Genomic DNA, 22,529 nt, shown 5'->3' on the forward strand with positions numbered 1-22,529 from the left:
GGCCGTCAGTGCCGCTCGACCCATTTGAGACCCAGCAAGCCGATTGCCAGATAAGCCAGCGCGGGCGCTGCCGCCGTGATCGGCGCGGGCCACGTGTTCAACGTGCCGATATGCGAGAACAGCGTATTGAACAACTGGAAGCTCATGCCGATCATGATGCCGCCGAACACCTTCACGCCCACCACGCCCGCGCGCGTATGCAGATACGCGAACGGCAGCGACAGCACCAGCATCACGAATACCGCGAACGGATACAGAATCTTGCGCCAGAACGCGATCTGATACCGCTGCGTGTCCTGATGATTCTCCGTCAAGTGCTGGATATAGCGGAAGAGATTGAACATCGACATGCGATCCGGCGACACCAGCAGCACCGAAAGAATCTGCGGCGTCAGCTCCGAGCGCAGCGAGAACTGCGGCAGCGTCGTTTCTTTTGCGCGATACACGGGATTGAGCGCATCGCCGGAGTTCGCGCTCTGCGGTTGCGCATCGACCAGCTGCGTCTCCGTCACGCCCGTCAGCTTCCAGTGGCCCGGCGGCTGGTACACGCCGCTCTTCGCAATGCGCACGCTCGAGAGCCGGAACTTCGAATCGAATTCGTAGATGCGCACGTTCGCGATCGTCGTGTCCGGGTTCAGCGTTCCGACATTGACGAAGCGCGTGACCTGTTCGCCGTTTTCCTTCGCGGAGAGCGTGTCCTTCACCCACACGCCCGACTCGAAATTGGACGACACCGACGAGCCCAGCGCCTCCAGCCGCACGCGCTCGGACAATTGATCGGCATAGGGCCCGACCACTTCGCCGATGATGTACGTCACCAGCACGAGCGGCACGCCGATCTTCAAAAGGGAGCGCAGCGCCGCGCCGGTCGAGAGCCCGGACACGCGAAAGATGGTGAACTCGGAGGCCGCCGCCATCTGCGCGAAAACGTAGATGGCGGAAATGAGCGCGGCGACCGGAATGATTTCGTAGAAGCGCGAAGGCGTCTGCAAGGCCACGCGCAGCACCGCGAGCGTGAACTTGTAGTTGCCGTGCCCGACCGTGTTCAGTTCGTTGATCAGGTCGAAGAAAAAGAACAGGCCCGAGAACGCGAACAGAATAAAGATGAAGGCGAGATAGATCTGGCGCGCAAAGTATCGTTCGTAAATGCGCATGGGCTCAGGCTCCCTTCGAGCGCGTGAAGCTCGCTCGCGTGAAGAGCGGCCGGTTGCGCACGCGCAGCCAGAAAATGAATGCGACGAGCGCGAGCACCAGCACATGCAGTCCGACAATGCCGACGCCGAACGAGAGCTTGCCCTGTTCGATCCACGACTGCACCACATTTAGCAGATTCGAGTACGTGAGATAGATCAGCACGGCCATCACGAGATTGATGGTCCGGCTGCGGCGGGGATTCTGATAAGACAGCGGAATGGCAAGCAGCATCAGGTTGATGGCGATGAGCGGCAGGCCCATGCGCCAGGCGAATTCCGCGAGGTTTTCTTTCGTCGGATTAGCAAGCAGGTCGGGCGTGGAGATGCCGGTCGTGGTCGGCGTATTGACCACCTGATGGCTCATGATCTTCACGCCATACCGCGCGAACTCCATGATGCGGAAGTTCGGCTGGCCGGGCGTGCCGTCGTAGCGCCGCCCGTCTTCCAGCACGATGAAGCGGTCGCCGTCCGCGCGCGTTTCCGTGTGGCCGTTCTTCGACACGATCACGTTGACCTTGCCGCCTTCGGTGCTCGTGACGAACACGTTTTCCACGTGCCCCTGATCCGGCGACATCTTCTCGATGAAGAACACCCGGTGGCTCGACGGCGATTCGCGGAACTGGCCGGGCGCGAGCAGTGACACTTCGTCGCGCTGCTGAAAGCGCGCCTTGATGAGCTTGCTTTGCTGGTTCGACCACGGCCAGCCGATGAACGCGAAGAAGATGATGAGAATGATGATCGGCGTGGAGAACATGGCGATCGGCTTGATGAGCTGCGTCTGGCTCACGCCCGAGGCGAGCCACACGACCATCTCCGAATCGCGATACCAGCGCGTGAGCACGAAAAGAATCGAGACGAAGAGCGTCACGATCAGCATGACGGCGAGATAGCCGATGACGGTGAGGCCGATCAGCACGACGACATCGCGCGGGTCGACCTGACCTTGCGCCGCGAAGCCGACGATGCGGATCATCATCGTCGTGAGCATGATCGTGAGCAGCACCATGAATACGGCGCCGGCCGTATACGCGAGTTCGCGCTGCAGGGAGCGTTCGAAGATCATTGATTTCTGCTTGGGGCCGGCGGCGATGCGGCTACGCGTTGACTGACCCGGGAAACGCAGCTTCGTTCCCCGGCGCCGCGAGCCTGTGACCGCCGCGGTAAAAATAGCGGATAATTGCGGCTTTCATCCTTCAGCCTGGATTTTACCGAGGATAAGCGCGATGGACTTTAGCATAAAAGCCTGTGATTGGAGCAAAGGCGAGTCAAATGGTTTCCTGACCGGAAAGGCCGATGTCGTGGTGCTCGGCGTCTTCGAAGCACAGACGCTCTCGGGCGCGGCCCTCGCCTTGGATCTCGCGACGAAGGGCTTGATTTCGCGCATCGTGAAGGCAGGCGACATGAGCGGTCGCGCGGGCACCACGCTGCTGGTGCCGGAAGTCACGGGCATCGGCGCGGCGCGCGTGCTGCTCGTCGGCCTCGGCAAGCAGGACGCCTTCAATCAGAAAGCGTATGGCGAAGCCGTGCGCGCGGCGTGGCGCGTCATTCTCGGCACGAAGATCGCGCAAGTCACGTTCACGCTCGCGCAACTGCCCATCCAGGAGCGCAGCGGCGACTGGGCGGTGCGCGCTGCTATCCTCGCGCTGCGCGAGCTCACCTACAAGTTCACGCAGATGAAGAGCAAGCCCGAAAACGGCGCGCGCTCGCTGAAGAAGATCGTCTTCAGCATCGACCCGGCGGACGAGAAAGCCGGCCGCATCGCGATCAGGCAGAGCGTCGCGATCGCGAACGGCATGGACCTGACGCGCGATCTCGGCAATTTGCCGCCGAATGTCTGCACGCCGACCTATCTCGGCCAGACCGCGAAGCAACTCGGCCGCGACTGGAAGCTGAAAGTGGACGTGCTCGGCCTCAAGCAGATCGAAGCGCTCAACATGGGCTCGTTCCTTTCCGTGGCCAAGGGCTCGGTGCAGCCGCCGCAGTTCATCGTCATGCAGTATCAGGGCGCGGGCGCGGCTTCGAGCGAATCGGGCAAGGGCAAGAACAAGAACGCGCCGATCGTGCTCGTGGGCAAGGGCATCACATTCGATTCGGGCGGCATCTCGATCAAGCCCGGCGAGGCGATGGACGAGATGAAGTACGACATGTGCGGCGCGGGTTCGGTCTTCGGCACGCTGCGCGCGGTCGCGGAAATGGGCCTGAAGCTGAACGTGATCGGCATCGTGCCGACGTGCGAGAACATGCCCGCGGGCAACGCGCTGAAACCGGGCGACATCGTCACCGCAATGAACGGCACGACCATCGAAGTGCTGAACACGGACGCCGAAGGCCGCCTCATTCTGTGCGATGCGCTTACCTACGCGGAGCGCTTCAAGCCGGCTGCGGTCGTCGACATCGCGACGCTGACGGGCGCGTGCATCATCGCGCTCGGCCATCACAACACGGGCCTCTTCTCGAAAAACGACGCGCTCGCGGGCGAGTTGCTCGACGCATCGCGCGAGGCGGTCGATCCGGCGTGGCGTCTGCCGCTCGACGAGGAGTATCAGGATCAGCTCAAGTCGAATTTCGCGGATGTCGCGAACATCGGCGGGCGTCCGGCGGGCAGCGTGACGGCAGCGTGCTTCCTGTCGCGCTTCGCGCAGAACTATCCGTGGGCGCATCTGGATATCGCCGGGACCGCGTGGAAGAGCGGGGCGGCGAAGGGCGCGACGGGCCGTCCGGTGCCGCTCCTCTCGCAGTTCCTGATCGACCGCGCGGGGCAGTGATCGCGCCATGACGCGCATCGACTTTCACACGAACGTCGGCGATCCGCTCGCCTATGCCTGCCGCCTCGCGCGCAAGGCGTATGCGAGCGGGCGCTCGGTCGTCGTGCTCGCGGACCCGGCGCGCCTCGCCGCGTTCGACGAACAGTTGTGGACCTTCGCGCCGCTCGAGTTCGTGCCGCACTGCATGGCGAAGAGCGCGCTCGCGCAGGAAACGCCGGTCGTGCTCGCCGCCGATCTCGACGACGTGCCGCATCATCAGGTGCTCGTGAATCTGGGCGCGCCGGTGCCCGCGCAGTTCGCGCGCTTCGAGCGTCTGGTGGAAATCATCGGCGACGACGCTGACGAACTCACGGCGGGGCGCGAGCGCTTTCGCTTCTATCGCGATCGCGGCTACGCCATCGAAACGCACAAGCAAGGCGGTTGAGCGAACAGTGCGTAACCTCGCGCCGCGTTAGCATCGGCGGTGGAGACCACTGAGAGACCATCCGACATCATGACCGACAACACGCACACGCCCGAATCGTTCGATTCGTCCATTCCCGTTCTCACCGATGTCGTCGTGCCCGGCAAGCCGGAGTTCGCGCGCGCCCCGGGCGTCAACGACGCGGCGGCCGCTTACGAGGCGCAACGCGTCGGCGAGCGGCTGCAAGGCCGTGTCACGCAGTTTCTGACCGGCGACGCCCGCGCGATCATCGAGGCGCGTTGCCAGGACGTGCTGCGCGAGCATTCGGCGAAGATGGTGCAGGAGATCACGCGCGAAGTGTCGCTGGCGCTCGAAAGCAAGATGCGCGAGTGGGTGGCCGTCGCGGTCGAGGAAGAGTTGCAGCGGCAGCGGGGCGGTTGAGTCTCGCGTTGCCGGGAATGACGAAAGGGGCGCATCGAGCGCCCCTTTTGCTTTGATCAGCGAAGACTGTCGGTCAGCTTCAGCCCGTCACCGCTCCGCGATTCGCCGGCAGCGCCAGCGCCGCGAACTTCGCCAGCACGCCGCGCGTGTACTTCGGCGCGGGCTTCTTCCAGGCGGCGCGGCGGCGCGCGATTTCCGCGTCGTCCACGTTCAGTTGAAGCAGCAGCTTGTGCGCGTCGATGGTGATGGAATCGCCTTCCTGCACGAGCCCGATCGTGCCGCCCGCGTACGCTTCCGGCGCGACGTGGCCGACCACCATGCCCCACGTGCCGCCGGAAAAACGCCCGTCGGTAATGAGCCCGACCGATTCGCCCAGCCCCTTGCCGATGATCGCCGACGTCGGCGCCAGCATCTCCGGCATGCCGGGGCCGCCCTGCGGGCCGAGATAGCGCAGCACGACGACATCGCCGGCCTTGATCTTGTCGGCGAGAATCGCTTCCATCGCGGTTTGCTCGTCGTCGAACACGCGCGCCGGGCCGGTGATCACCGGGTTCTTGAGGCCCGTGATCTTCGCGACCGCGCCGTCTTCCGCAAGATTGCCGCGCAGAATGGCGAGGTGGCCTTCCTTGTAGAGCGCCTGCTCGATCGGGAAAATCACCTTCTGATCCGCGCGCGGCTTGCTCGGCACGTCCTTCAGTTCTTCAGCGAGCGTGCGGCCCGTGATGGTGATGCAGTCACCGTGCAGCAGACCCGCGTCGAGCAGGATCTTCATCACTTGCGGGATGCCGCCGGCCTTGTGCAGGTCCGTCGCGACATACTGGCCCGAAGGCTTCAGATCGCAGATGACCGGCACTTTCTTGCGCATGCGCTCGAAGTCGTCGATGCTCCATTCCACTTCCGCCGCGTGCGCGATGGCGAGGTAGTGCAGCACGGCGTTGGTCGAGCCGCCCGTCGCCATGATGAGCGCGACCGCGTTCTCGATCGACTTCTTCGTGATGATGTCGCGCGGCTTCAAGTCCTTCTTCACGGCTTCGACGAGCACGCGCGCCGATTCGGCGGCGGAGTCCACTTTCTCGTCGTCGGGGTTCGCCATCGTCGACGAATACAGGAGCGACATGCCGAGCGCCTCGAACGACGAGCTCATGGTGTTGGCCGTGTACATGCCGCCGCAGGAGCCGGTGGACGGGCACGCGTTCTTCTCGACGCCCTTGAAGTCCTCTTCCGACATGCGGCCCGCCGTGAACTCGCCGACCGCCTCGAACGACGACACGATGGTCAGGTCCTTGCCCTTCCAGTTGCCCGGACGAATGGTGCCGCCGTACACGTAGATGCCCGGCACGTTCATGCGCGCCAGGCCGATCATGCCGCCCGGCATGTTCTTGTCGCAGCCGCCGATCACCACGACGCCGTCCATCCACTGGCCCTGCACGGCCGTCTCGATACAGTCCGCGATCACCTCGCGCGACACCAGCGAGTACTTCATGCCTTCGGTGCCCATCGACATGCCGTCGGAGATCGTCGGCGTGCCGAACACTTGCGGATTCGCGTTCGACTGCTTGATCGCCGCGATGGCGGCATCGGCGAGGCGCTGCAGGCCGGCGTTGCACGGCGTGATCGTCGAGTGGCCGTTGGCGACGCCGATCATCGGATTGTCGAAATCCTCTTCCTTGTAGCCGAGGGCGTAGTACATCGAACGATTGGGCGAACGCGCGACGCCCTGCGTCACGTTTTTCGAGCGGCGATTGAAGGCCATGTTGGGGCTCCTTGAAGATTCTTTTGTCTAGTGGCGCAAGAATGCAGCGTCGGCTTGTATCTGTCCAATATATTATTCAGGGTCTATTAGGTCGGAGAAGATATTGATGGACGAGCGAAACGCGCCGATCGAACTGCGTTTGCTGCGCTACTTCGTGACCGTGGCGGAAGAGATGCATTTCGGCCGCGCCGCCGCGCGTCTCGCGATGACGCAGCCGCCGCTTTCGCAGGCGATTCGCGCGCTCGAGGACGCGCTCGGCGTCGCGCTCTTCGCGCGCACGAAGCGCACGGTCGAATTGACGCCGGTCGGCAAGGATCTGCTGCCGGAGGTGCGGCGCATTCTCGCCGCCGCCGATGCGCTACGTCCGCTCGCGCAGTCGCTTTCGCGCGGCGAGGCGGGCGTGCTGTCGCTCGCGTTCGTGTCCACCGCGGACTACGGCCTCTTGCCCGCGCTGCTGCGTGATTTCGGCGCGCGCTATCCCGGCGTGCGGCTGCAATTGACCGAAGCGACGAGCGACGTGCAGATCGAAGAACTCGTCGCCGGGCGCGTGGACGCGGGGCTCGTCATTCCGCCGCTGCCGCCGCGCCACGCGATGTCGCTGTCGTATCTCGCGATTGCCCGCGAGCCGCTCGTCGTCGCCATGTCCGCGGACGCCGCCGAGCAATTGCAGCAGGGCACGGCCGAATGGGCCGACACGCCCGTCGATCTGCGCGATCTCGCCGCCGCGCCGCTCGTCGTGTTTCCGAGGCGTCTCGCGCCGGGTTTGTATGACATCATTATGGGCTGCTACGGCGCAGCGGGACTCACGCCGCGCATCGGGCAGGAGGCGATCCAGATGCAGACCATCGTGAGCCTCGTGTCCGCCGGCATGGGCGTCGCGCTCGTGCCGCAGTCGCTGCGGCATTTGCGGCGCACGGGCGTGGTGTATCGTCCGCTGCGGCCGGTGGCGGATGCGCCGGTCGTCGAAACCGGACTCGTGTGGCGCGCGGCCGAGGTGAGCCCGGTGCTCGCCGGCTTCATCGAGATCGTGCGCGCGCGGGCGGCCGCCGTCTCTGCTTTATGATTCGTGCCTGACTTCGCTTGGCTCTAGAACTCTACGATGCTCATTCACCCCAATTTCGATCCCGTCGCGGTTCACCTCGGACCGCTCGCCGTGCGCTGGTACGGCCTCATGTATCTGGTCGCGTTCATTTCCGCCATCGTCATCGGACGGCTGCGGCTACGGTTGCCGTATGTCGCCGCGCAAGGCTGGAGCGCGAAGGACATCGACGACATGCTGTTCTACGGCGTGCTCGGCACGATCCTCGGCGGACGCATCGGCTATGTGCTGTTTTACAAGGCGAGCTATTACGCGGCGCATCCGCTCGATATCTTCAAGGTGTGGGAAGGCGGCATGTCGTTTCACGGCGGCTTTCTCGGCGTGACCTTCGCGATGGTGCTGTTCGCCTACCAGCGCAAACGCACGTGGCTGCAAGTGACCGATTTCGTCGCGCCGATGGTGCCGCTCGGCCTCGCGGCGGGGCGTCTCGGCAACTTCATCAACGGCGAGCTGTGGGGCCGCGTGACCGATCCTGCCGCGCCCTGGGCGATGCTGTTCCAGAACTCGACGAACGACGACGCCATCTGGCTCGCGAAGAACCCGCAACTCGACGCGAAGTGGCATCTGATGGAAATCTTCCAGCGTTATCACATGCTGCCGCGCCATCCGTCGCAGTTGTATGAGATTGCGCTGGAAGGCATCGTGCTATTCATCGTGATCTGGACGTTCTCGCGCAAGCCGCGCCCGGTCGGCGCCATCTCCGCGCTCTTTTTGATCGGCTATGGACTCGCGCGCTTCACGGTCGAATTCGCCCGCGAACCGGACGATTATCTCGGCCTGCTCGCGCTCGGGCTCTCGATGGGCCAGTGGCTGTCGCTGCCGATGATCGTCGCCGGCGTCATCATGATGGTGTGGGCCTACAAGCGGCATCGTCGCGTGGCGGCGAACGCGGCGTGATCTCGCGCGGGGCCGCGATCGCGGTCCCGCTTACCTCGCTCGATCAGCGGCCCATCTGCACGGAGCCGGACACATCCACAGTGACGGTCGTCGTGCCGGCTTCGAGCGCCATCGGCGCGGCCATCTTGGCATCGGCGCCCATGGCGCGCGATTGCATCATCATCACCGGGCGCGGCGCCACGCCGCTATGCCCGACGTTCACCTCGCGAATCGAATAGCTGCTGTAGCCGAACGCCTGCGAGGCGGCTTGCGCCTGCTTGCGGAACGAATCGATGGCCTGCGTCGAGAGCTTCTGCTCCGCGGCGCGCTGCGCTTCCGGCGACAGCGAGAACGTGACGTTGCCAACTTGCATCGACGAACTCATCTTGCCCGCGAGCTTCGAGGCCGCCGCGAAGTCGTGCGATTCGAGCACGATCTCCGTGCGTCCGCGCCATGCGGATATCTTGCCGTCGCGGTCGGTGGACGGATACACCGTGAACGAGCCGCTTTTCGCGGTGACGCCATCGACACCCTTCGCTTCGCGCAATGCAGCTTCGGCGCGCTGATTGAGCGTCGCGGTAAGCGATGAAGGATCGGCGGCTTCCTGCTCGTAGAAGAGCGTAATGGTGACGACATCCTGCGGCACCTGCGCGCTCGCCTGCGCCGAAAGCGAGAGCACGCCCGCGGGTTGCGGATTGGCGATGACCGTCTGCGCGGCGGCCGAGGCGGAATAGGCGAGAGTGGCGCTCGACATCGCGAGGGCGAGGGCGGCGGCGGTTTTCTTGTTCATCATCGAAGGACTCCAACGCAAGGCGTCGCGTGATTCGCGACCGCACTTAGGCGTCCGCCTCGAGCCCTTAGTTCCTGCTCTAGACGAGGCGTTCGGTAATAAAGCGCCATTCGTCCTCGGTGACCGGCGTGATCGACAGCCGGTTGCCGCGCGCGAGCACTTGCATGCCGGCGAGTTCCGCATGCTCCCGCAGTTCGGCGAGCGGAATGAGCCGCGTCTTCTTCACGAAGCGCACATCCACGAGCATCCAGCGCGGCGTGTCCTGCTTGGACTTGGGATCGTAATAGGCGCTCTTGGGATCGAACTGCGTGGGGTCGGGATACGCCGTCGAGCAGACCTTCGCGATTCCCGCGATACCGGGCTCCGGGCAACTCGAATGGTAGAAGAGCACGCCGTCGCCGATTTGCATCTGGTCGCGCATGAAGTTGCGCGCCTGATAGTTGCGCACGCCGGTCCACGGCAGCGTCTTCTTGGGCGCGTGCGCGAGATGATCGATGCTCGCTTCGTCCGGTTCGGACTTCATCAGCCAGTAGCGCATGAGTTCGGCGTGAAGGAGTGTGCGTGCGGTTTCGGGCGATGCAAATGAAAACGGCACCGGTAAGAACCGATGCCGTTCGTGCTTCCAGAAATAAGGTCCCCGCCTCAGCCGCTAGGCCGGCATCCTGAACCTGGGTTCAAGATTGGTCGCGGTAAGCAACACTTCGGGTACATCAGACAGAGTGACGCGCGCGCCCGTGCTGCAACGTTCCGCAACCGTGCCAATGTAGCATTGGTTCAAGGAATATATGACCTTGGCGTACCAGGCAGGGAAACCTCACTGTACACCAAACGTTTGGTCCTTGCAGCCCTTGCCTGCGTTTCTCGCGGTATCTTTTTTTGATGGATATCGCGACGCTGATTAGATCAGCGCATGACCGTCAGTGCGCTTCATATTGCGCAATGACAGCGCCGAGCTGCTCGTTCATCGAATGCATGGTGCGGCGGATTTCCTCGGCCGGAAATGCTTCGCCGTGGCGCACGCTTTCCTGCAGCTTCAGTAATTCGGACGCGAGCGAAAGCGCGGCCATGACGGCAATACGGTCCGTTCCGCGCACGCTGCTTGCGTTGCGCACCTTGTTCATTTCGGCATCCACGCGGGCCACGGCTTCGCGCAGCGCGGCCTCGGTTTCCGGCGAGCACGCGAGACGATACTGCTGGCCGAGAATGGATACTTCGATCTGCGTGGTCGTCATGCCTTCTCTCCTTGATGTTGCTCGCCGTGCACTTCTTCCGCGTGCGCATGTTCGTGCTGCGCTTCGCGCGACGCGCTGGATTCGGCGTTCAGAAGATCGAGCTGATTGTCGCTCTCGGCATGATGCGCTTTGCCGCGCGGCAGTTTTTCGAGGATCGCGTTGAGGCGCACTTGCGCGTCGTCGATCTTCGCGGACAGCGAATCGCGTTCGCCTTGCAGCGTGTCGCGCTCGTGGCGAACCTGCGCGAGTTCGGCCTGAACGCTGGCGTAATCGGCGCGCAGCTGTTCGATTTGTGCTTCGAGCGCGAGACGCGCCTGATTGTGGCGCTCGCTGATCTTGATCAGCCGGCCGATGTTCCCTGACAGTGATTCGAGTTCGTTGAGCATGTGCTGCGTCCTCTAAAGACCTGGCATTTTAGCGCGGTTCAACGGTGCTTCCGATAATTGTCTCGTTTCGAGACGTAACAACACGCGATCTTGCGCGCATCGCCGCGTATTCATGTGCGGAATGGCCGCGCGTGACGCACTCGGATGCGTGGCTGACGACGCTTGCTCGTTGCTCGCTCGTCGCTCAAGCCTCGCGATGACGGGGCGCGCGCCTTCTTGACGGCCCCCATGCGCGCTCCTACACTTGCCGCACTTTTGGTGCTCGCGCCGCCTTTCTTGCGGCGCAGTCAAACGGGAAACAGGAAGCGTTGTCTCGCCTCGCGCGGCTCGCCAACCTGTGCTGCCCCCGCAACGGTAAGCGACCGCAACGCAAGTTGCAAGTCGTCCCTCGCGCGTTTCTTCTTGTTGCTCCGTGGTCGTTTGCCATCCGAGACGCGACTGCAAGAAACGTGTCGGCGCCACTGCGCTTCGAAGCGCGGGAAGGCGGGACGATGCGTCGCCAGCCCGGATACCGGCCAATCGTCCAGCGCGCCGATGCTTTGCAAGACGGCGCGTGCGTCGCGCACAGACCTCGCGGGGAGCGGGGCACGCGCCAGTCTCCAACGGGAACGCTCCACACATGCTTTTGCCTTCGTCCGGCCTCATTCGTCGCGCGGCGCGCGTCGTGATGTGCGCCGCCGCGAGTGCGCCGCTTGTCCAGGCCGCGCACGCCGATTCCGATTCTCCGTCGCAGACGCTCGCGCCCGTCGTCGTCACGGCGACGCGCGGCGCGCAACCGCTCGCCGATTCCATCCCGCAGGCGACGCTCTTCGACGCGCAAGACATCGCCGACAGCAATGCAAACGATGTGCTCGGGCTCATCGCGCTTGCGCCCGGCGTGCAGATCACGCGCAACGGCGGGCCGGGCGCAACCTCGGGCGTCTTCATACGCGGCGCGTCGTCGACGCAATCGCTGGTGCTGATCGACGGCGTGCGCGTCGAATCCGTCTCTCTGGGCGCGGCCCAGTTGTCGCAATTGATGCTCGATCAGACCGGCCGCGTGGAAGTGGTCAACGGCAACGTGTCGGCGCTGTATGGGTCCAACGCGATCGGCGGCGTCGTGCAGATTTTCACAAAGGAGGGCGAAGCACATCCGCCGCGCTTTCACTTCGAAGCCGAATACGGCAGCTATCACACGCAGCGGCAGTCGGCGGGCGTCGACGGCGCGCTCGATGCCGGGGGCCGCACCACGTTCAGCCTGAACGTGTCGCGCGAGAAGACCGACGGCTTCTCGTCGATCGATCCCGCGCTCGCGCCCGCCGCGAATCCGAACGCGAACGGTTATCTGAACGAAAGCGTCGCCGCGACGCTGCGCCACAAGTTCAGCGACAAGTGGGACGCAGGCGTGCGCTTTCTGCAATCGAACGGCGTGAACAGCTTCGACGATCCCTACGGCGTGCCGACCGATCTCAACGAATCGCATGATCGCGTGCGCTCGGCGTCGGTGTTCGCGAACGGCAAGCTGACCGACAACTGGACGACGCACTTCACCGTCGCGCAAGGGCAAGACCGGGCGAATATCGAGCACAACGGCGTCTACACGAGCCGCTTCGACTCGGAGAATCATCAGTATCTGTGGCAGAACGACTTCCGGCTCACCGAGGCGCATAAGCTCGTGTTCGGCTACGAGCATCTCGACCAGTCGCTCGACTCCGATCAGTTCAGCGCGCCCGACCGGCATGTGAACTCCGTCTTCGCGGGCTATGTCGGCCGCTTCGGTCCGAGTGAAGTGCAGGCCAACGTGCGCCGCGACCAGTATTCCGACTTCGGCAGCGCGAACAGCTACTATCTGGGCTACGCGTACAACTTCGATTCGCACTGGCGCGCGAGCGCGAGCTACGCGGCGGCGTTTCGCGCGCCGAGCTTCGACGATCTCTACTATCCGTTCAGCGGCAATCCGTCGATACAGCCGGAGCGCAGCCATTCGGCCGAGGCCGCGTTGCAGTACGCATCGGACCAGATCGGCGTGGTGCGCGTGACGGCGTTCGAGACGCGCTATTCGAATCTGATCGACTACGTGGGCGACAGCAGCGGCTTCTATACCGCGCAGAACGTCGGGCGCGCGAAGGTGCAGGGCGTCGAGGGATCGTGGGCGGGACACGTGGGCGCAACCGACGTGCGCGCGAGTGTGACGTTTCAGAATCCGGTCGACGAGACGAATCACGAAGACCTCACGCGTCGCGCAAGGCGCTTCGCGTCGCTGTCGGCGCATCGCTCGATCGGGCGCTGGCGCGTGGGCGGCGAATGGATCGTGAGCGGCGCGCGCAGCGACTACGATTCGACGCTCGCGGGCTACGGCGTCGTCAATCTTTCGGCGCAATACGACATCACGAAGTCGTGGTACGTGAATGCGCGCATCGACAACCTGTTCGACCGCAACTATGAACTGGCTTACTCGTACAACACGCCGCGTCGCGGCGCTTACGTCACGATCGGCTGGCATCCGTCGTGAGCCACGCCGCTGACGCGCGCCGCCCGATGAAGGCGATGCACGCAGGCCGCGCCGCCGCGATCTGGCTCGCGCTCGCGGCGGCGGCCCTTGGCGTGCTGGCGGCGTCGCTCGCGCTCGGAAGCGTCGCGCTGCCGCCATCGCGCGCCATCGCCGCGCTGCTGCACGCGCATGCGGCCACGCCCGATATCGCCGACGAAATCGTGCTGAATTTGCGATTGCCGCGCGCGCTCGCGGGCTTCGCGTCGGGCGCGCTGCTCGCGCTCGCCGGGGCGCTGCTGCAAGTGCTGCTGCGCAATCCGCTCGCTGAACCCTACGTGCTCGGTGTATCCGGCGGCGCGGCGGCGTTCGCGCTTTCCGCGATGCTCGCGTCGATGCCGTGGTGGGGCGTGGATCTCGCCGCGTGCGCGGGCGCGCTCGCATCCATCGTTCTGGTGCTCGGACTCGCGCGCACGCACGTGTGGCACGGCGAACAGGACGCATCGCCACGGCTCTTGCTCACGGGCGTCGTGGTCGCGGCGGGGTGGGGCGCGCTCATCACGCTGATACTCAGCGTGGCGCCGGAGAACCGGCTGCGCGGCATGATCTTCTGGCTGACCGGCGACCTCAACGGCGCATCGACGCCGTGGCCCGCGATGCTCGCGCTCGGCGTGGCGCTCGCGTTGATCGTGCCGTGCGCGCCGCAGTTGAACGTGCTGCTGCGCGGCGAAGCCACGGCGCGTTCGCTCGGCGTGCCGGTGGAACGCGTGCGGCTGCGGGTGTATCTGGTGGCATCGCTCGCGGCGGCGGCGGCCGTCACGACGGCGGGGACCATCGGCTTCGTCGGGCTCGTGGTGCCGCATCTGCTGCGGCTCGCGTTCGGCAACGACCAGCGCATGCTCGTGCCGGCCGCCGCGCTCGCGGGCGGGCTCGCCGTGATGAGCGCGGACCTCGCCGCGCGCACGGTCATCGCGCCGGCGCAGTTGCCGGTGGGCGTTGTCACGGCGCTGATCGGCGTGCCCATGTTCCTGTGGATGCTGCTGCGAAGGTCGCGATGAAGCCGCTCTCGATCGACAATCTCGTCTTGCGCGCGGGCGCCCGAACGCTCGTCGATGGCCTTTCTGCGATCATCGCGGCGGGCGAAGTATGGTGTATCGCAGGGCCGAACGGCGCGGGCAAGACCACGCTCATCAGCGTGCTGGCGGGACTCGCGAAGCCGGCATCTGGCGCGATCACGCTCGGCGGCCGCGCGCTCGCGTCATGGCGCGCGGCGGACCTCGCCCGCGAACGCGCGCTGATGCCGCAAAGCACGCACGACGCCTTCAGCGCGACCGTGCTCGACACCGTGCTGCTCAACCGCTTTCCGTATCTGACGGGCTGGGGCTGGGAAAGCGAAGACGACCGCGCCGCCGCGCACGCCGCGCTCGCGGCGCTCGGTCTCGCAGACCTGGCTTCGCGCGACGTGCTCACGTTGTCGGGCGGCGAAAGGCAGCGCGTGGCGCTCGCCGCCGCGATATGCCAGCAAGCGCCGCTCTTGCTGCTCGACGAACCGCTCGCGCATCTGGACCTGCATCATCAGATCGACTGCCTGCATGCGCTCGCGGCAGCCGCGCGCGACGAGGGACGCGCGATCGTCTTTTCGTGCCACGACCTGAATCTCGCGCGCCGCTTCGCTACGCACGCGCTCTTGCTCGACGGCCAGGGCGGCGCGCATGTCGGTGCTGTCGCCGACGTGCTGACGCCCGCGCGCGCGAGCGCGGCGTTCGGCTATCCGCTGGTCCTGATCCGCGATGGCGAGCATGAAGCGCTCGTGCCTTCGCTTCACCCTTTCTGACGAGGAACGCCGATGTCCACTGCTCACGCGCTGCCCAAGCCCCGCCCGCTCGACCGCAGCATCGAACCGGAGCTGCGCCGCATCATCGACATGAAGACGAAGCCGCCCGGCAGCCTCGGCCGGCTCGAAACGCTCGCGCTGCAAATGGGATTGATCCAGCAGACGACGAAGCCGCGCATCGAGCGTCCCGCGATGATCGTCTTCGCGGGCGATCACGGCATCGCGGCCGAAGGCGTGAGCCCGTATCCGCAGGAAGTGACGGCGCAGATGGTCGCGAATTTTCTGGCGGGCGGCGCGGCGATCAACGCGCTGTCGCGCTCCGTCGGCATGGCGCTCGAAGTGGTCGATGCGGGCGTCGCGACGCCGATTCCGGTCGATCACGGCTACGAGCGCTTGTCGCTGGGTCTCGGCACGCGCAACTTCGCGCGCGAAGCGGCGATGTCGCGTGAGACGGCGCTCGAAGGCATCGCGCGGGGCGCGGCGCGCGTGCGACACCACGCGTCGCTCGGGACGAACGTGATCGGCTTCGGCGAAATGGGCATCGCGAACACGTCGGCGGCGGCGTGTCTGATGAGCCGCTTGTGCGCGTTGCCTATCGACGAATGCGTCGGCCGCGGCACGGGCCTCGACGATCGCGGCCTCGCGCATAAACGCGACGTGCTCGGGCGCGCACTCGCATCGCATGCGGCGAGCGGCGACGCTATCGACACGCTCGCCACGTTCGGCGGCTTCGAAATAGCGATGATGACGGGCGCGTATCTCGCGGCGGCAGAAGCGCGCATGACCGTTCTCGTCGATGGCTTCATCGCGACGTCCGCGCTGCTGGTCGCGTCGCGGATCGCGCCGGACGTGCGCGAGTACTGCGTGTTCGCGCATGCTTCGAACGAAGCGGGGCATCAGCGCATGCTCGCGCATCTGGACGCCGCGCCGCTCTTGCAACTCGACATGCGTCTGGGCGAAGGCACGGGCGCGGCGCTCGCGCTGCCGATCCTGCGCGCGGCCGTGGCTTTCGTCGATGAGATGGCGAGCTTCGATGCGGCGGGCGTCTCGAACAAACACGCCTGACATGAACCGGCCGCTCGACGAACTGCGCTATTTCTTTACCGCGCTCGGCTATTTCACGCGCGTGCCGGTGCCGCGTTGGGTCGGCTTCGAGCGCGACTATCTGAACGCGGCGGCGCGGTACTTTCCGCTCGTCGGCGCGATGGTCGGCGGCGTCGCGGCGCTCGTGTATCTCGCCGCGCTGCGCGTGTTTCCCGCAGGCATCGCGGTGCTGCTTTCGATGGCCGCGACGCTTTTGCTCACCGGCGCTTTCCACGAAGACGGACTCGCCGATTGCGCCGATGCCTTCGGCGGCGGCTACACGCGCGACGACGTGCTGCGCATCATGCACGATTCGCGCATCGGCGCGTTTGGCGCGACTGCGCTCGTCATCGCGCTCGCGCTGAAGTGGCAAAGCCTCGCCGCGTTGCCGCCGATGCGCGCAGTAGTCCTGATGATTTCCGGGCACGCTGCGAGCCGGGCGTTCGCGATCAGCTATCTGCTCACGCTCGATTACGTGCGTGCCGAAGGCAAGGCGAAGCCGGTCGCGCAGCGCATGAGCGTGATGTCCTTCGCGACCGCGATGCTCTTCGGTTTGCCGTGGCTCTTGTGCTTCGGCTGGAAGTTCGCCTGCGTCTCGATTGCCGTGCTCGCGTTGCTGCGCGTGGTCGCCGGGCGCTACTTCGTGCGGCGCATCGGCGGTTATACGGGCGATTGCCTCGGCTGCGCGCAGCAGGTTTTCGAAATCGCGATCTATCTCGTCGGGCTTGCATGGACCTCGTACTGATACGTCACCCGGCTGTGGCCGTCGATGAAGGCGTCTGCTACGGCCAAAGCGATGTGCCGCTTGCCCGCGATGCGCGAGCTTCGGCGCATGAGATCGACGCGCGCATGCGTTCGCTCGATGTTCCCGCTTGCGTCGATGGATGGCACACGAGTCCTTTGCGTCGATGCGCTTTGCTGGCCGAGGCGCTCGGCGCGGCCCGCATCGACGCGCGGCTCTCCGAACTGCATTTCGGCGCATGGGAAGGCCGGGCGTGGAACGATATCGACCGCGCGCTCATCGACGCGTGGGCCGCCGATATCGAGCACGCGCGTCCGCACGGCGGCGAGAGTCTCGCGCAGTTCGGCGAGCGCGTGACGGGGTGGTTCGATGAGACGTGCGCCACGGCGTCGAATGCGGTGCATGTGGTCGCGCATGCGGGCGTGGTGCGGGTGCTCGTGGCGTATCTGCTGCGCGTGGATCGGGCGAGCGTGCTGCAATGGCCGATCGCGTTTGGTGGGATCGTGCAGCTTCGGCGGTTCGGTACCGGGTGGGGGCTCGTGCGGTGGAATGGGTAGCGCTTTGCTAACGCCGCTTCCGCGCCACGTCCAGATCACGACAAAGCTGCGCCGCCCCGAGCGCCAGACGCGGCGTCGGCCGATTGATCAGATCGCCGTCGATGCCGAACAGATTGCCACGCGCGACCGCCGTCAGCGACGTCCACTGCTTCCACCGGTCGAGTGCGGGCAATGGGCGCTCGGGCTTCGTCGCGCCGGGCGTCGCCGTGACGATCGCCTCGGGGTTCGCGGCGAGCACGGCTTCGGTCGAAACGGTCGGCACGCGCGGCGCTTCGGCAGCGAACACGTTCACGCCGCCGCATAGCCCGATCACTTCGCTGAATACGTTCTCGCGATTGAGCGTCATCACCGGATCGTCCCAGACTTGATAGAACACGCGCACCGGCGGCAGTCGCGCGTACTGCGCGCGCAGTGCCGCGATATCGCGCGTGAAAGCCGTCGATGCGGCGCGCGCCGTGTCTTCCGTGCCGAGCAGCGCGCCCAGCTTGTCGATGCTCGCGGGGATATCGGCGAGGCGCTTCGGCTCGCTGAAGAAGAGCGGGATGCCGAGCGTCTTCAGCTTATCCGTCTGACGCGCCGCATTGCCGTGCCGCCACACGACGATTAGATCCGGATGCAGCGCGACGATTCGCTCTAGATCGAGCGCCTTGTTGTCGCCGACGCGCGGGATCGACTGCGCTTCCTTCGGATAGTCGCTATAGCTCACCGTGCCGACGATGCGCGCGCCGCCGCCCGCTGCGTACAGCAACTCGGTGACATGCGGCGCGAGGCTTACGACGCGCGTCGCGGGCGCGGTGAGCGTGACGGGAGCGCCAGTGTCGTCCGTGACGGTCAGCGACGCGTGCGCGTGATTCATCGCGAAGAGGGCGGCGCATGCGCAAAGATTCAGCCGCACGTTCATCCGACGATCTCCGCAAGCCCGCGTTCGAGCCGCGCCCAATCGCCTTCGCTGCCCGGCAGACCGATGCGCACACTCGGCGTCATATCGGACCGGTCGAAGAGCCGCGTCCAGATGCCGCGCATCGCCAGTTCGTGTTGCAGCGACCGCGCCCGCGACGTTTGCGTCCATGCGAAGAGCGGCGTGCCGCGCACCTCGAACCCATGTCGCGCGATGATTGCAGCGAGTCGCGCGCCGTCGCGCTGCAAACGCTCGCGCGTCTCCGCCTGCCATGCGTTATCGCCAAAAGCGGCTATGACCGCATGCCGCGCCGGTCCGCCGACCGTCCACGCGCCCAGCATGTCGCGCAACGCGTCGAGCAACGCAGGCGCGGCGAGCACGAAGCCCGCGCGGATGCCCGCCAGCCCGAAGAACTTGCCGACCGAACGCAGCACGACGAGACCATCGCGGGCGCTTTCATCGGCGAGTGACGCGGCGGGATCGGCGTCGGCGAACGCTTCATCGACGATCAGCGTGCCGCCGCGCGACGCCAGCCGCGCGTGCCAGCGCAGCAGTGTTTCGCGGTCGAGCCGCTCGGCCGTCGGGTTATTCGGATTCGCGACGATCACGTGATCGAGCAACGCGGGCAGCTCCGCGCAGGCGATATCGAGCGGCACCACGCGATGCCCCGCGCGCGCGAACGCCGGCGCATATTCGCCGTACGTCAGCGGCGCGACGCCCACCGTGCCGCGCTGTAGCAGAAACGGCAGCGCGCGGATCGCCGCTTGCGAGCCCGCCACCGGCAGCGCGAGCGGCGCGCCGTAGTAACGCGCGGCGCAATCGGCGAGGCCGTCGTCGTCTTCGGGCAGGCGTCGCCACGCGTCCGGCGGCACGGGCGGCACCGGATAGCCGCGCGGATTGATGCCCGTCGAAAGGTCGAGCCAGTCGTCGAGCGGTATCGAATAGCGGCGCGCGGCGTAGCGCAAGTTGCCGCCGTGTGGAATCGGATCAGGCATTCGTCGTCACACTCAGGATGGCGAGGACCAGAAACACGGCGAGCCACAGCAGCACCGAACGGTCGATGAGCCGTAGCGCCGCCACGACATGCCGGGGCGTCGCGTTATGGCCCGCGCCGAGCGTCGGCCGCGCTTCGAGCACGCCGTGATAGACCGCCGCGCCGCCGATCAGCACGTTCAGGCTGCCCGCGCCCGCGGCCATCACCGGGCCGGCGTTCGGGCTGTCCCACGAACGCGCCTGCGTGCGCCAGCAATGCCACGCCATGCCGGTGTCGCCGGTGAGCGCGTAGCTCGCGGCCGTGAGACGCGCGGGCAGGTAGTTGAGCACGTCGTCGAAGCGCGCCGCTGCCCAGCCGAAACGCAGATAGCGCGGCGTGCGATAACCCCACATCGCGTCGAGCGTGTTCGCGAGCCGGAACGCGAGCGCGCCCGGCCCGCCCGCGATCGCGAACCAGAAGAGCGCGCCGAAGATCGCGTCGTTGCCGTTCTCCAGCGCCGATTCGACCGCCGCGCGCGACAACGCCAGCTCGTCGGCCTGCGACGTATCGCGCGACACGATCCGCGACGTGAGCGTTCTCGCGCTGTCGAGATCGCCGAGACTCAGCGCCCGCGCAATCGGCGCGATATGTTGGCGCAGGCTCTTTGCGCCGAGCGCGAACCACAGCAGCATCACGTGAACGATGCATGCATACGCGAACGGCAGCACGCTGACCAGCAACCACGCAATACAGACGGGGGGCGCGACCGCGACGATCCACGCGAGAATCCCCGCTGGCCGCGCGCGATGCCCGGTGTTGAGCCGCGCTTCGAGCTTCGTCGCCAACTGGCCGAACGCGACGAGCGGATGCCGCCCGCGCGGCTCGCCGACGATGCGATCGACGATCACGCCGAGCACGGCGAGCAGCGACATCGCGTAGACGGAAAGAAGGAGCATGCTTCAGTCCTTCAGGATGAGCGGCAGGCCCGCGACCATCAACATGGCGCGCGTGCTGGCGGCCGCGACGCGCTGGTTCAGCCGGCCGAGCTCGTCCACATAGAGGCGCGTGACCGAGCCGAGCGGCACCACGCCGAGCCCGATCTCGTTGCTCACGACGATGACCTTGCCGCGCGCATCGGCGAGGGCGCGGGCGAAGGCATCGAATGCTTCGATGGCGGCGGGCGGCAGCGTGGCGGGTTCGTCGAAGGAGGCATCGGAAGGGCAGAGCAGATTCGCGAGCCAGAGCGTGAGGCAGTCGATCAGCACGCAGTGTCCCGCGCGATCCGCTTCGCGCAACGCGCCCGCGAGATCGAGCGGCGCTTCGGCGAGCGTCCAGTGCGCGGGCCGGCGCAAGCGATGATGCCGCACGCGCTCGGCGAACTCGGAATCGCCGATACGCGCGGTCGCGATATACGTGACGGGCAGGCCGCTTTCGTCGGCGAGGCGTTCGGCGTGCGCGCTCTTGCCGGAACGAGCGCCGCCGAGGATGAACGTGATGTCGGGGATCATCGCAATATTGTACTGACGGGCTAAGATAGCGCGTCGTTATTCATGGGAATCCTCCGATGCCCTTCACTCCGCGCGGCACGTTGATGATTCAGGGCACCACGTCCGATGCCGGCAAGAGCACGCTCGTCGCGGGCCTATGCCGTCTCGCGCGGCGCGGCGGCGCGCGCGTTGCGCCGTTCAAGCCGCAGAACATGGCGCTCAACAGCGCGGTGACGATCGACGGCGGCGAGATCGGCCGCGCGCAGGCGTTGCAGGCGGTGGCGGCGGGCGTGCCGGCGCGCATCGACTTCAATCCGGTGCTGCTCAAGCCGACGAGCGATCGCGGCGCGCAGGTCATCATCCACGGCCACGCGCATGCCAATCTCGACGCGCGCGCTTATCACGCGTACAAGAGCATTGCCTTCGATGCCGTATTGCAGTCCTACGCGCGCTTGCAGGCCGACTTCGACGCGGTGATCGTGGAAGGCGCGGGCAGTCCCGCCGAGATCAACTTGCGCGACCGCGATATCGCGAATATGGGCTTCGCCGAGCGCGTCGATTGTCCGGTGGTGCTGGTGGCGGACATCGATCGCGGCGGCGTGTTCGCCCATCTCGTCGGCACGCTCGCGTGCTTGTCGGAGAGCGAGCGGGCGCGCGTGCGCGGCTTCGTCATCAACCGGTTTCGCGGCGATATCGGCCTCTTGAAGCCGGGGCTCGACTGGCTCGAAGCGCAGACTGGCAAGCCCGTGCTCGGCGTGCTCCCGTATCTGCACGGCCTGACGCTCGATGCCGAAGACATGCTGCCGCGCGATTCCCGTACGCCGAGCGAAAGGGCGGCGCTGAAGGTGATCGTGCCCGCGTTGCCGCGCATCAGCAATCACACCGACTTCGACGCGCTGCGGGCGCATCCTCAGGTCGATTTCGAGTACGTGCGCGCGGGCGTCGCGCCGCCGCCTGCGGATCTGATCGTGCTGCCGGGGTCGAAAAGCGTGCAGCGCGATCTCGCGTGGCTGCGCGAACACGGTTGGGATCGCGCGATCACCCGGCATCTTCGATACGGCGGGAAAGTGCTCGGCATTTGCGGCGGCATGCAGATGCTCGGCCGCGAGATCGACGATCCGGAAGGCGTGGAAAGCGCGGTGGGGCGTGTTGCGGGTCTCGGCCTGCTCGATCTGTACACGGTGCTCACGCCGCAGAAGCAGTTGGAGAACGTCACTGGACGGCTCCTGATCGGCGCGACGAACGCGCCCGTGCGCGGCTACGAGATCCACATGGGCCGCACGCGCGGCGCGGCGCTGGACCGGCCGTTGGTCGCACTGGAGTCGGGGCGCGTCGATGGCGCGATATCGGACGATGGACAGATCGCCGCGACATATCTGCACGGTGTCTTCGATACGCCCGAGGCCTGCGCCGCGCTGCTCGCGTGGGCCGGCGTCGATGATGCCGCGCCGCTCGACTATCCCGCGCTGCGCGAGGCGTCGCTGGAACGACTCGCGGATGCGTTCGCGAAGTCGCTCGATATGGATGCGGTCGCGGCGTTGTTCGCCTGA

At 66.0% G+C, this 22,529-nt stretch carries 23 protein-coding genes, 1 other RNA gene and 1 riboswitch; of the genes, 12 read left to right on the plus strand and 12 right to left on the minus strand.

Annotated elements, in window-relative coordinates:
- Positions 1-5: 5 nt before the first annotated feature.
- Together lptG and lptF are read right to left on the minus strand one after the other, a co-directional pair.
- Positions 6-1,154, minus strand: a complete 1,149-nt coding sequence (gene lptG, locus NCR34_RS03825; RefSeq protein ID WP_250499096.1) for an LPS export ABC transporter permease LptG — start codon at positions 1,152-1,154, stop codon at positions 6-8.
- Between the two features lie 4 nt (positions 1,155-1,158).
- A complete protein-coding gene (gene lptF, locus NCR34_RS03830; RefSeq protein WP_250499097.1) occupies positions 1,159-2,256 on the minus strand; it encodes an LPS export ABC transporter permease LptF in 1,098 nt (365 codons plus the stop codon).
- 160 nt (positions 2,257-2,416) lie between these two features.
- Here lptF and NCR34_RS03835 point away from each other — a divergent pair, with 160 nt between their 5' ends.
- The 3 genes from NCR34_RS03835 to NCR34_RS03845 all read left to right on the plus strand — a co-directional run bounded on the left by NCR34_RS03835 (position 2,417) and on the right by NCR34_RS03845 (position 4,802).
- Positions 2,417-3,958, plus strand: a complete 1,542-nt coding sequence (locus tag NCR34_RS03835; RefSeq protein ID WP_250499098.1) for a leucyl aminopeptidase — start codon at positions 2,417-2,419, stop codon at positions 3,956-3,958.
- Positions 3,959-3,965: 7 nt separating this feature from the next.
- Positions 3,966-4,382 (plus strand): DNA polymerase III subunit chi, encoded by a 417-nt coding sequence (locus NCR34_RS03840; RefSeq protein ID WP_250499099.1) that lies wholly within the window; start codon positions 3,966-3,968, stop codon positions 4,380-4,382.
- 69 nt (positions 4,383-4,451) lie between these two features.
- Complete coding sequence (locus tag NCR34_RS03845) at positions 4,452-4,802, plus strand: DUF2486 family protein (protein ID WP_248321483.1); 351 nt, start codon at positions 4,452-4,454, stop codon at positions 4,800-4,802.
- A gap of 79 nt (positions 4,803-4,881) precedes the next feature.
- Here the strand turns inward: NCR34_RS03845 and ilvD are convergent, their stop codons facing one another.
- Positions 4,882-6,555 (minus strand): dihydroxy-acid dehydratase, encoded by a 1,674-nt coding sequence (gene ilvD, locus NCR34_RS03850; RefSeq protein WP_250499100.1) that lies wholly within the window; start codon positions 6,553-6,555, stop codon positions 4,882-4,884.
- A 106-nt stretch (positions 6,556-6,661) separates the two neighbouring features.
- Here ilvD and NCR34_RS03855 point away from each other — a divergent pair, with 106 nt between their 5' ends.
- Both NCR34_RS03855 and lgt read left to right on the plus strand, forming a co-directional pair.
- Entirely contained in the window at positions 6,662-7,618 is a 957-nt protein-coding gene (locus NCR34_RS03855) for a LysR family transcriptional regulator (RefSeq protein ID WP_250499101.1), read from the plus strand.
- 36 nt (positions 7,619-7,654) lie between these two features.
- Positions 7,655-8,551 carry a prolipoprotein diacylglyceryl transferase gene (lgt, locus tag NCR34_RS03860; protein ID WP_250499102.1) on the plus strand — a complete coding sequence of 299 codons (897 nt, stop codon included), beginning with the start codon at positions 7,655-7,657 and terminating at the stop codon, positions 8,549-8,551.
- Between the two features lie 43 nt (positions 8,552-8,594).
- Here lgt and NCR34_RS03865 read toward each other — a convergent pair whose 3' ends face one another.
- The 5 genes from NCR34_RS03865 to NCR34_RS03885 all read right to left on the minus strand — a co-directional run bounded on the left by NCR34_RS03865 (position 8,595) and on the right by NCR34_RS03885 (position 10,938).
- Positions 8,595-9,320 (minus strand): SIMPL domain-containing protein, encoded by a 726-nt coding sequence (locus NCR34_RS03865; protein WP_250499253.1) that lies wholly within the window; start codon positions 9,318-9,320, stop codon positions 8,595-8,597.
- Between the two features lie 79 nt (positions 9,321-9,399).
- Complete coding sequence (locus tag NCR34_RS03870) at positions 9,400-9,858, minus strand: EVE domain-containing protein (RefSeq protein ID WP_175939685.1); 459 nt, start codon at positions 9,856-9,858, stop codon at positions 9,400-9,402.
- Between the two features lie 92 nt (positions 9,859-9,950).
- Positions 9,951-10,133, minus strand: a non-coding RNA gene (gene ssrS / locus NCR34_RS03875) — 6S RNA.
- Positions 10,134-10,237: 104 nt separating this feature from the next.
- Positions 10,238-10,552 (minus strand): cell division protein ZapA, encoded by a 315-nt coding sequence (locus NCR34_RS03880; protein WP_175939686.1) that lies wholly within the window; start codon positions 10,550-10,552, stop codon positions 10,238-10,240.
- Positions 10,549-10,938: an ATPase gene (locus tag NCR34_RS03885; RefSeq protein WP_250499103.1), complete on the minus strand. Its 390-nt coding sequence runs from the start codon at positions 10,936-10,938 to the stop codon at positions 10,549-10,551. The genes NCR34_RS03880 and NCR34_RS03885 overlap by 4 nt, the downstream gene beginning before the upstream one ends.
- A 239-nt stretch (positions 10,939-11,177) precedes the next feature.
- A riboswitch (cobalamin riboswitch) is annotated at positions 11,178-11,472 on the plus strand.
- An 85-nt stretch (positions 11,473-11,557) separates the two neighbouring features.
- Here NCR34_RS03885 and NCR34_RS03890 point away from each other — a divergent pair.
- From NCR34_RS03890 to NCR34_RS03915, 6 genes are read left to right on the plus strand one after another with little or no spacing between them, the layout of a single operon-like run.
- Positions 11,558-13,429, plus strand: coding sequence for a TonB-dependent receptor domain-containing protein (locus tag NCR34_RS03890; protein WP_250499104.1), 1,872 nt, complete (start codon positions 11,558-11,560; stop codon positions 13,427-13,429).
- Between the two features lie 35 nt (positions 13,430-13,464).
- Entirely contained in the window at positions 13,465-14,463 is a 999-nt protein-coding gene (locus tag NCR34_RS03895) for a FecCD family ABC transporter permease (RefSeq protein ID WP_502800049.1), read from the plus strand.
- Positions 14,460-15,239 (plus strand): ABC transporter ATP-binding protein, encoded by a 780-nt coding sequence (locus NCR34_RS03900; protein ID WP_250499105.1) that lies wholly within the window; start codon positions 14,460-14,462, stop codon positions 15,237-15,239. Before NCR34_RS03895 ends, NCR34_RS03900 begins: the two co-directional genes overlap by 4 nt.
- 12 nt (positions 15,240-15,251) lie before the next feature.
- Complete coding sequence (cobT, locus tag NCR34_RS03905) at positions 15,252-16,304, plus strand: nicotinate-nucleotide--dimethylbenzimidazole phosphoribosyltransferase (RefSeq protein ID WP_250499106.1); 1,053 nt, start codon at positions 15,252-15,254, stop codon at positions 16,302-16,304.
- A 1-nt stretch (position 16,305) separates the two neighbouring features.
- A complete protein-coding gene (locus NCR34_RS03910) occupies positions 16,306-17,067 on the plus strand; it encodes an adenosylcobinamide-GDP ribazoletransferase (protein ID WP_250499107.1) in 762 nt (253 codons plus the stop codon).
- The gene (locus NCR34_RS03915; RefSeq protein WP_250499108.1) at positions 17,052-17,621 is read left to right on the plus strand and encodes a histidine phosphatase family protein; all 570 of its coding nucleotides are present in this window, start codon (positions 17,052-17,054) and stop codon (positions 17,619-17,621) included. The genes NCR34_RS03910 and NCR34_RS03915 overlap by 16 nt, the downstream gene beginning before the upstream one ends.
- A 7-nt stretch (positions 17,622-17,628) precedes the next feature.
- Here NCR34_RS03915 and NCR34_RS03920 read toward each other — a convergent pair whose 3' ends face one another.
- From NCR34_RS03920 to cobU, 4 genes are read right to left on the minus strand one after another with little or no spacing between them, the layout of a single operon-like run.
- Entirely contained in the window at positions 17,629-18,522 is an 894-nt protein-coding gene (locus NCR34_RS03920; RefSeq protein WP_250499109.1) for a cobalamin-binding protein, read from the minus strand.
- On the minus strand, positions 18,519-19,514 hold the full coding sequence (gene cobD / locus NCR34_RS03925; protein ID WP_250499110.1) for a threonine-phosphate decarboxylase CobD: 996 nt from the start codon (positions 19,512-19,514) through the stop codon (positions 18,519-18,521). Before cobD ends, NCR34_RS03920 begins: the two co-directional genes overlap by 4 nt.
- Positions 19,507-20,448, minus strand: coding sequence for an adenosylcobinamide-phosphate synthase CbiB (cbiB, locus tag NCR34_RS03930; RefSeq protein WP_250499111.1), 942 nt, complete (start codon positions 20,446-20,448; stop codon positions 19,507-19,509). Before cbiB ends, cobD begins: the two co-directional genes overlap by 8 nt.
- A gap of 3 nt (positions 20,449-20,451) precedes the next feature.
- A complete protein-coding gene (gene cobU, locus NCR34_RS03935; RefSeq protein WP_250499112.1) occupies positions 20,452-21,000 on the minus strand; it encodes a bifunctional adenosylcobinamide kinase/adenosylcobinamide-phosphate guanylyltransferase in 549 nt (182 codons plus the stop codon).
- 56 nt (positions 21,001-21,056) lie between these two features.
- Between cobU and NCR34_RS03940 the strand changes: the two genes are divergently transcribed.
- Positions 21,057-22,529, plus strand: a complete 1,473-nt coding sequence (locus NCR34_RS03940; RefSeq protein ID WP_250499113.1) for a cobyric acid synthase — start codon at positions 21,057-21,059, stop codon at positions 22,527-22,529.

This window comes from Caballeronia sp. GAWG1-5s-s (assembly GCF_023631445.1).
In the GTDB taxonomy this organism is placed as follows: domain Bacteria; phylum Pseudomonadota; class Gammaproteobacteria; order Burkholderiales; family Burkholderiaceae; genus Caballeronia.

Excerpts from the sequence above, each read along its gene's own strand:
- NCR34_RS03895 (WP_502800049.1), top strand. The coding sequence starts at position 13,465 with ATGCACGCAGGCCGCGCCGCCGCGATCTGGCTCGCGCTCGCGGCGGCG.
- NCR34_RS03845 (WP_248321483.1), top strand. The coding sequence starts at position 4,452 with ATGACCGACAACACGCACACGCCCGAATCGTTCGATTCGTCCATTCCC.
- NCR34_RS03915 (WP_250499108.1), top strand. The coding sequence starts at position 17,052 with ATGGACCTCGTACTGATACGTCACCCGGCTGTGGCCGTCGATGAAGGC.
- cobU (WP_250499112.1), bottom strand. The coding sequence starts at position 21,000 with ATGATCCCCGACATCACGTTCATCCTCGGCGGCGCTCGTTCCGGCAAG.
- NCR34_RS03920 (WP_250499109.1), bottom strand. The coding sequence starts at position 18,522 with ATGAACGTGCGGCTGAATCTTTGCGCATGCGCCGCCCTCTTCGCGATG.
- NCR34_RS03940 (WP_250499113.1), top strand. The coding sequence starts at position 21,057 with ATGCCCTTCACTCCGCGCGGCACGTTGATGATTCAGGGCACCACGTCC.
- cobT (WP_250499106.1), top strand. The coding sequence starts at position 15,252 with ATGTCCACTGCTCACGCGCTGCCCAAGCCCCGCCCGCTCGACCGCAGC.
- NCR34_RS03880 (WP_175939686.1), bottom strand. The coding sequence starts at position 10,552 with ATGACGACCACGCAGATCGAAGTATCCATTCTCGGCCAGCAGTATCGT.
- NCR34_RS03855 (WP_250499101.1), top strand. The coding sequence starts at position 6,662 with ATGGACGAGCGAAACGCGCCGATCGAACTGCGTTTGCTGCGCTACTTC.
- lptF (WP_250499097.1), bottom strand. The coding sequence starts at position 2,256 with ATGATCTTCGAACGCTCCCTGCAGCGCGAACTCGCGTATACGGCCGGC.
- NCR34_RS03870 (WP_175939685.1), bottom strand. The coding sequence starts at position 9,858 with ATGCGCTACTGGCTGATGAAGTCCGAACCGGACGAAGCGAGCATCGAT.
- NCR34_RS03885 (WP_250499103.1), bottom strand. The coding sequence starts at position 10,938 with ATGCTCAACGAACTCGAATCACTGTCAGGGAACATCGGCCGGCTGATC.
- ilvD (WP_250499100.1), bottom strand. The coding sequence starts at position 6,555 with ATGGCCTTCAATCGCCGCTCGAAAAACGTGACGCAGGGCGTCGCGCGT.
- NCR34_RS03865 (WP_250499253.1), bottom strand. The coding sequence starts at position 9,320 with ATGAACAAGAAAACCGCCGCCGCCCTCGCCCTCGCGATGTCGAGCGCC.
- NCR34_RS03900 (WP_250499105.1), top strand. The coding sequence starts at position 14,460 with ATGAAGCCGCTCTCGATCGACAATCTCGTCTTGCGCGCGGGCGCCCGA.
- lptG (WP_250499096.1), bottom strand. The coding sequence starts at position 1,154 with ATGCGCATTTACGAACGATACTTTGCGCGCCAGATCTATCTCGCCTTC.
- cbiB (WP_250499111.1), bottom strand. The coding sequence starts at position 20,448 with ATGCTCCTTCTTTCCGTCTACGCGATGTCGCTGCTCGCCGTGCTCGGC.
- NCR34_RS03840 (WP_250499099.1), top strand. The coding sequence starts at position 3,966 with ATGACGCGCATCGACTTTCACACGAACGTCGGCGATCCGCTCGCCTAT.
- lgt (WP_250499102.1), top strand. The coding sequence starts at position 7,655 with ATGCTCATTCACCCCAATTTCGATCCCGTCGCGGTTCACCTCGGACCG.
- NCR34_RS03910 (WP_250499107.1), top strand. The coding sequence starts at position 16,306 with ATGAACCGGCCGCTCGACGAACTGCGCTATTTCTTTACCGCGCTCGGC.
- cobD (WP_250499110.1), bottom strand. The coding sequence starts at position 19,514 with ATGCCTGATCCGATTCCACACGGCGGCAACTTGCGCTACGCCGCGCGC.
- NCR34_RS03890 (WP_250499104.1), top strand. The coding sequence starts at position 11,558 with ATGCTTTTGCCTTCGTCCGGCCTCATTCGTCGCGCGGCGCGCGTCGTG.
- NCR34_RS03835 (WP_250499098.1), top strand. The coding sequence starts at position 2,417 with ATGGACTTTAGCATAAAAGCCTGTGATTGGAGCAAAGGCGAGTCAAAT.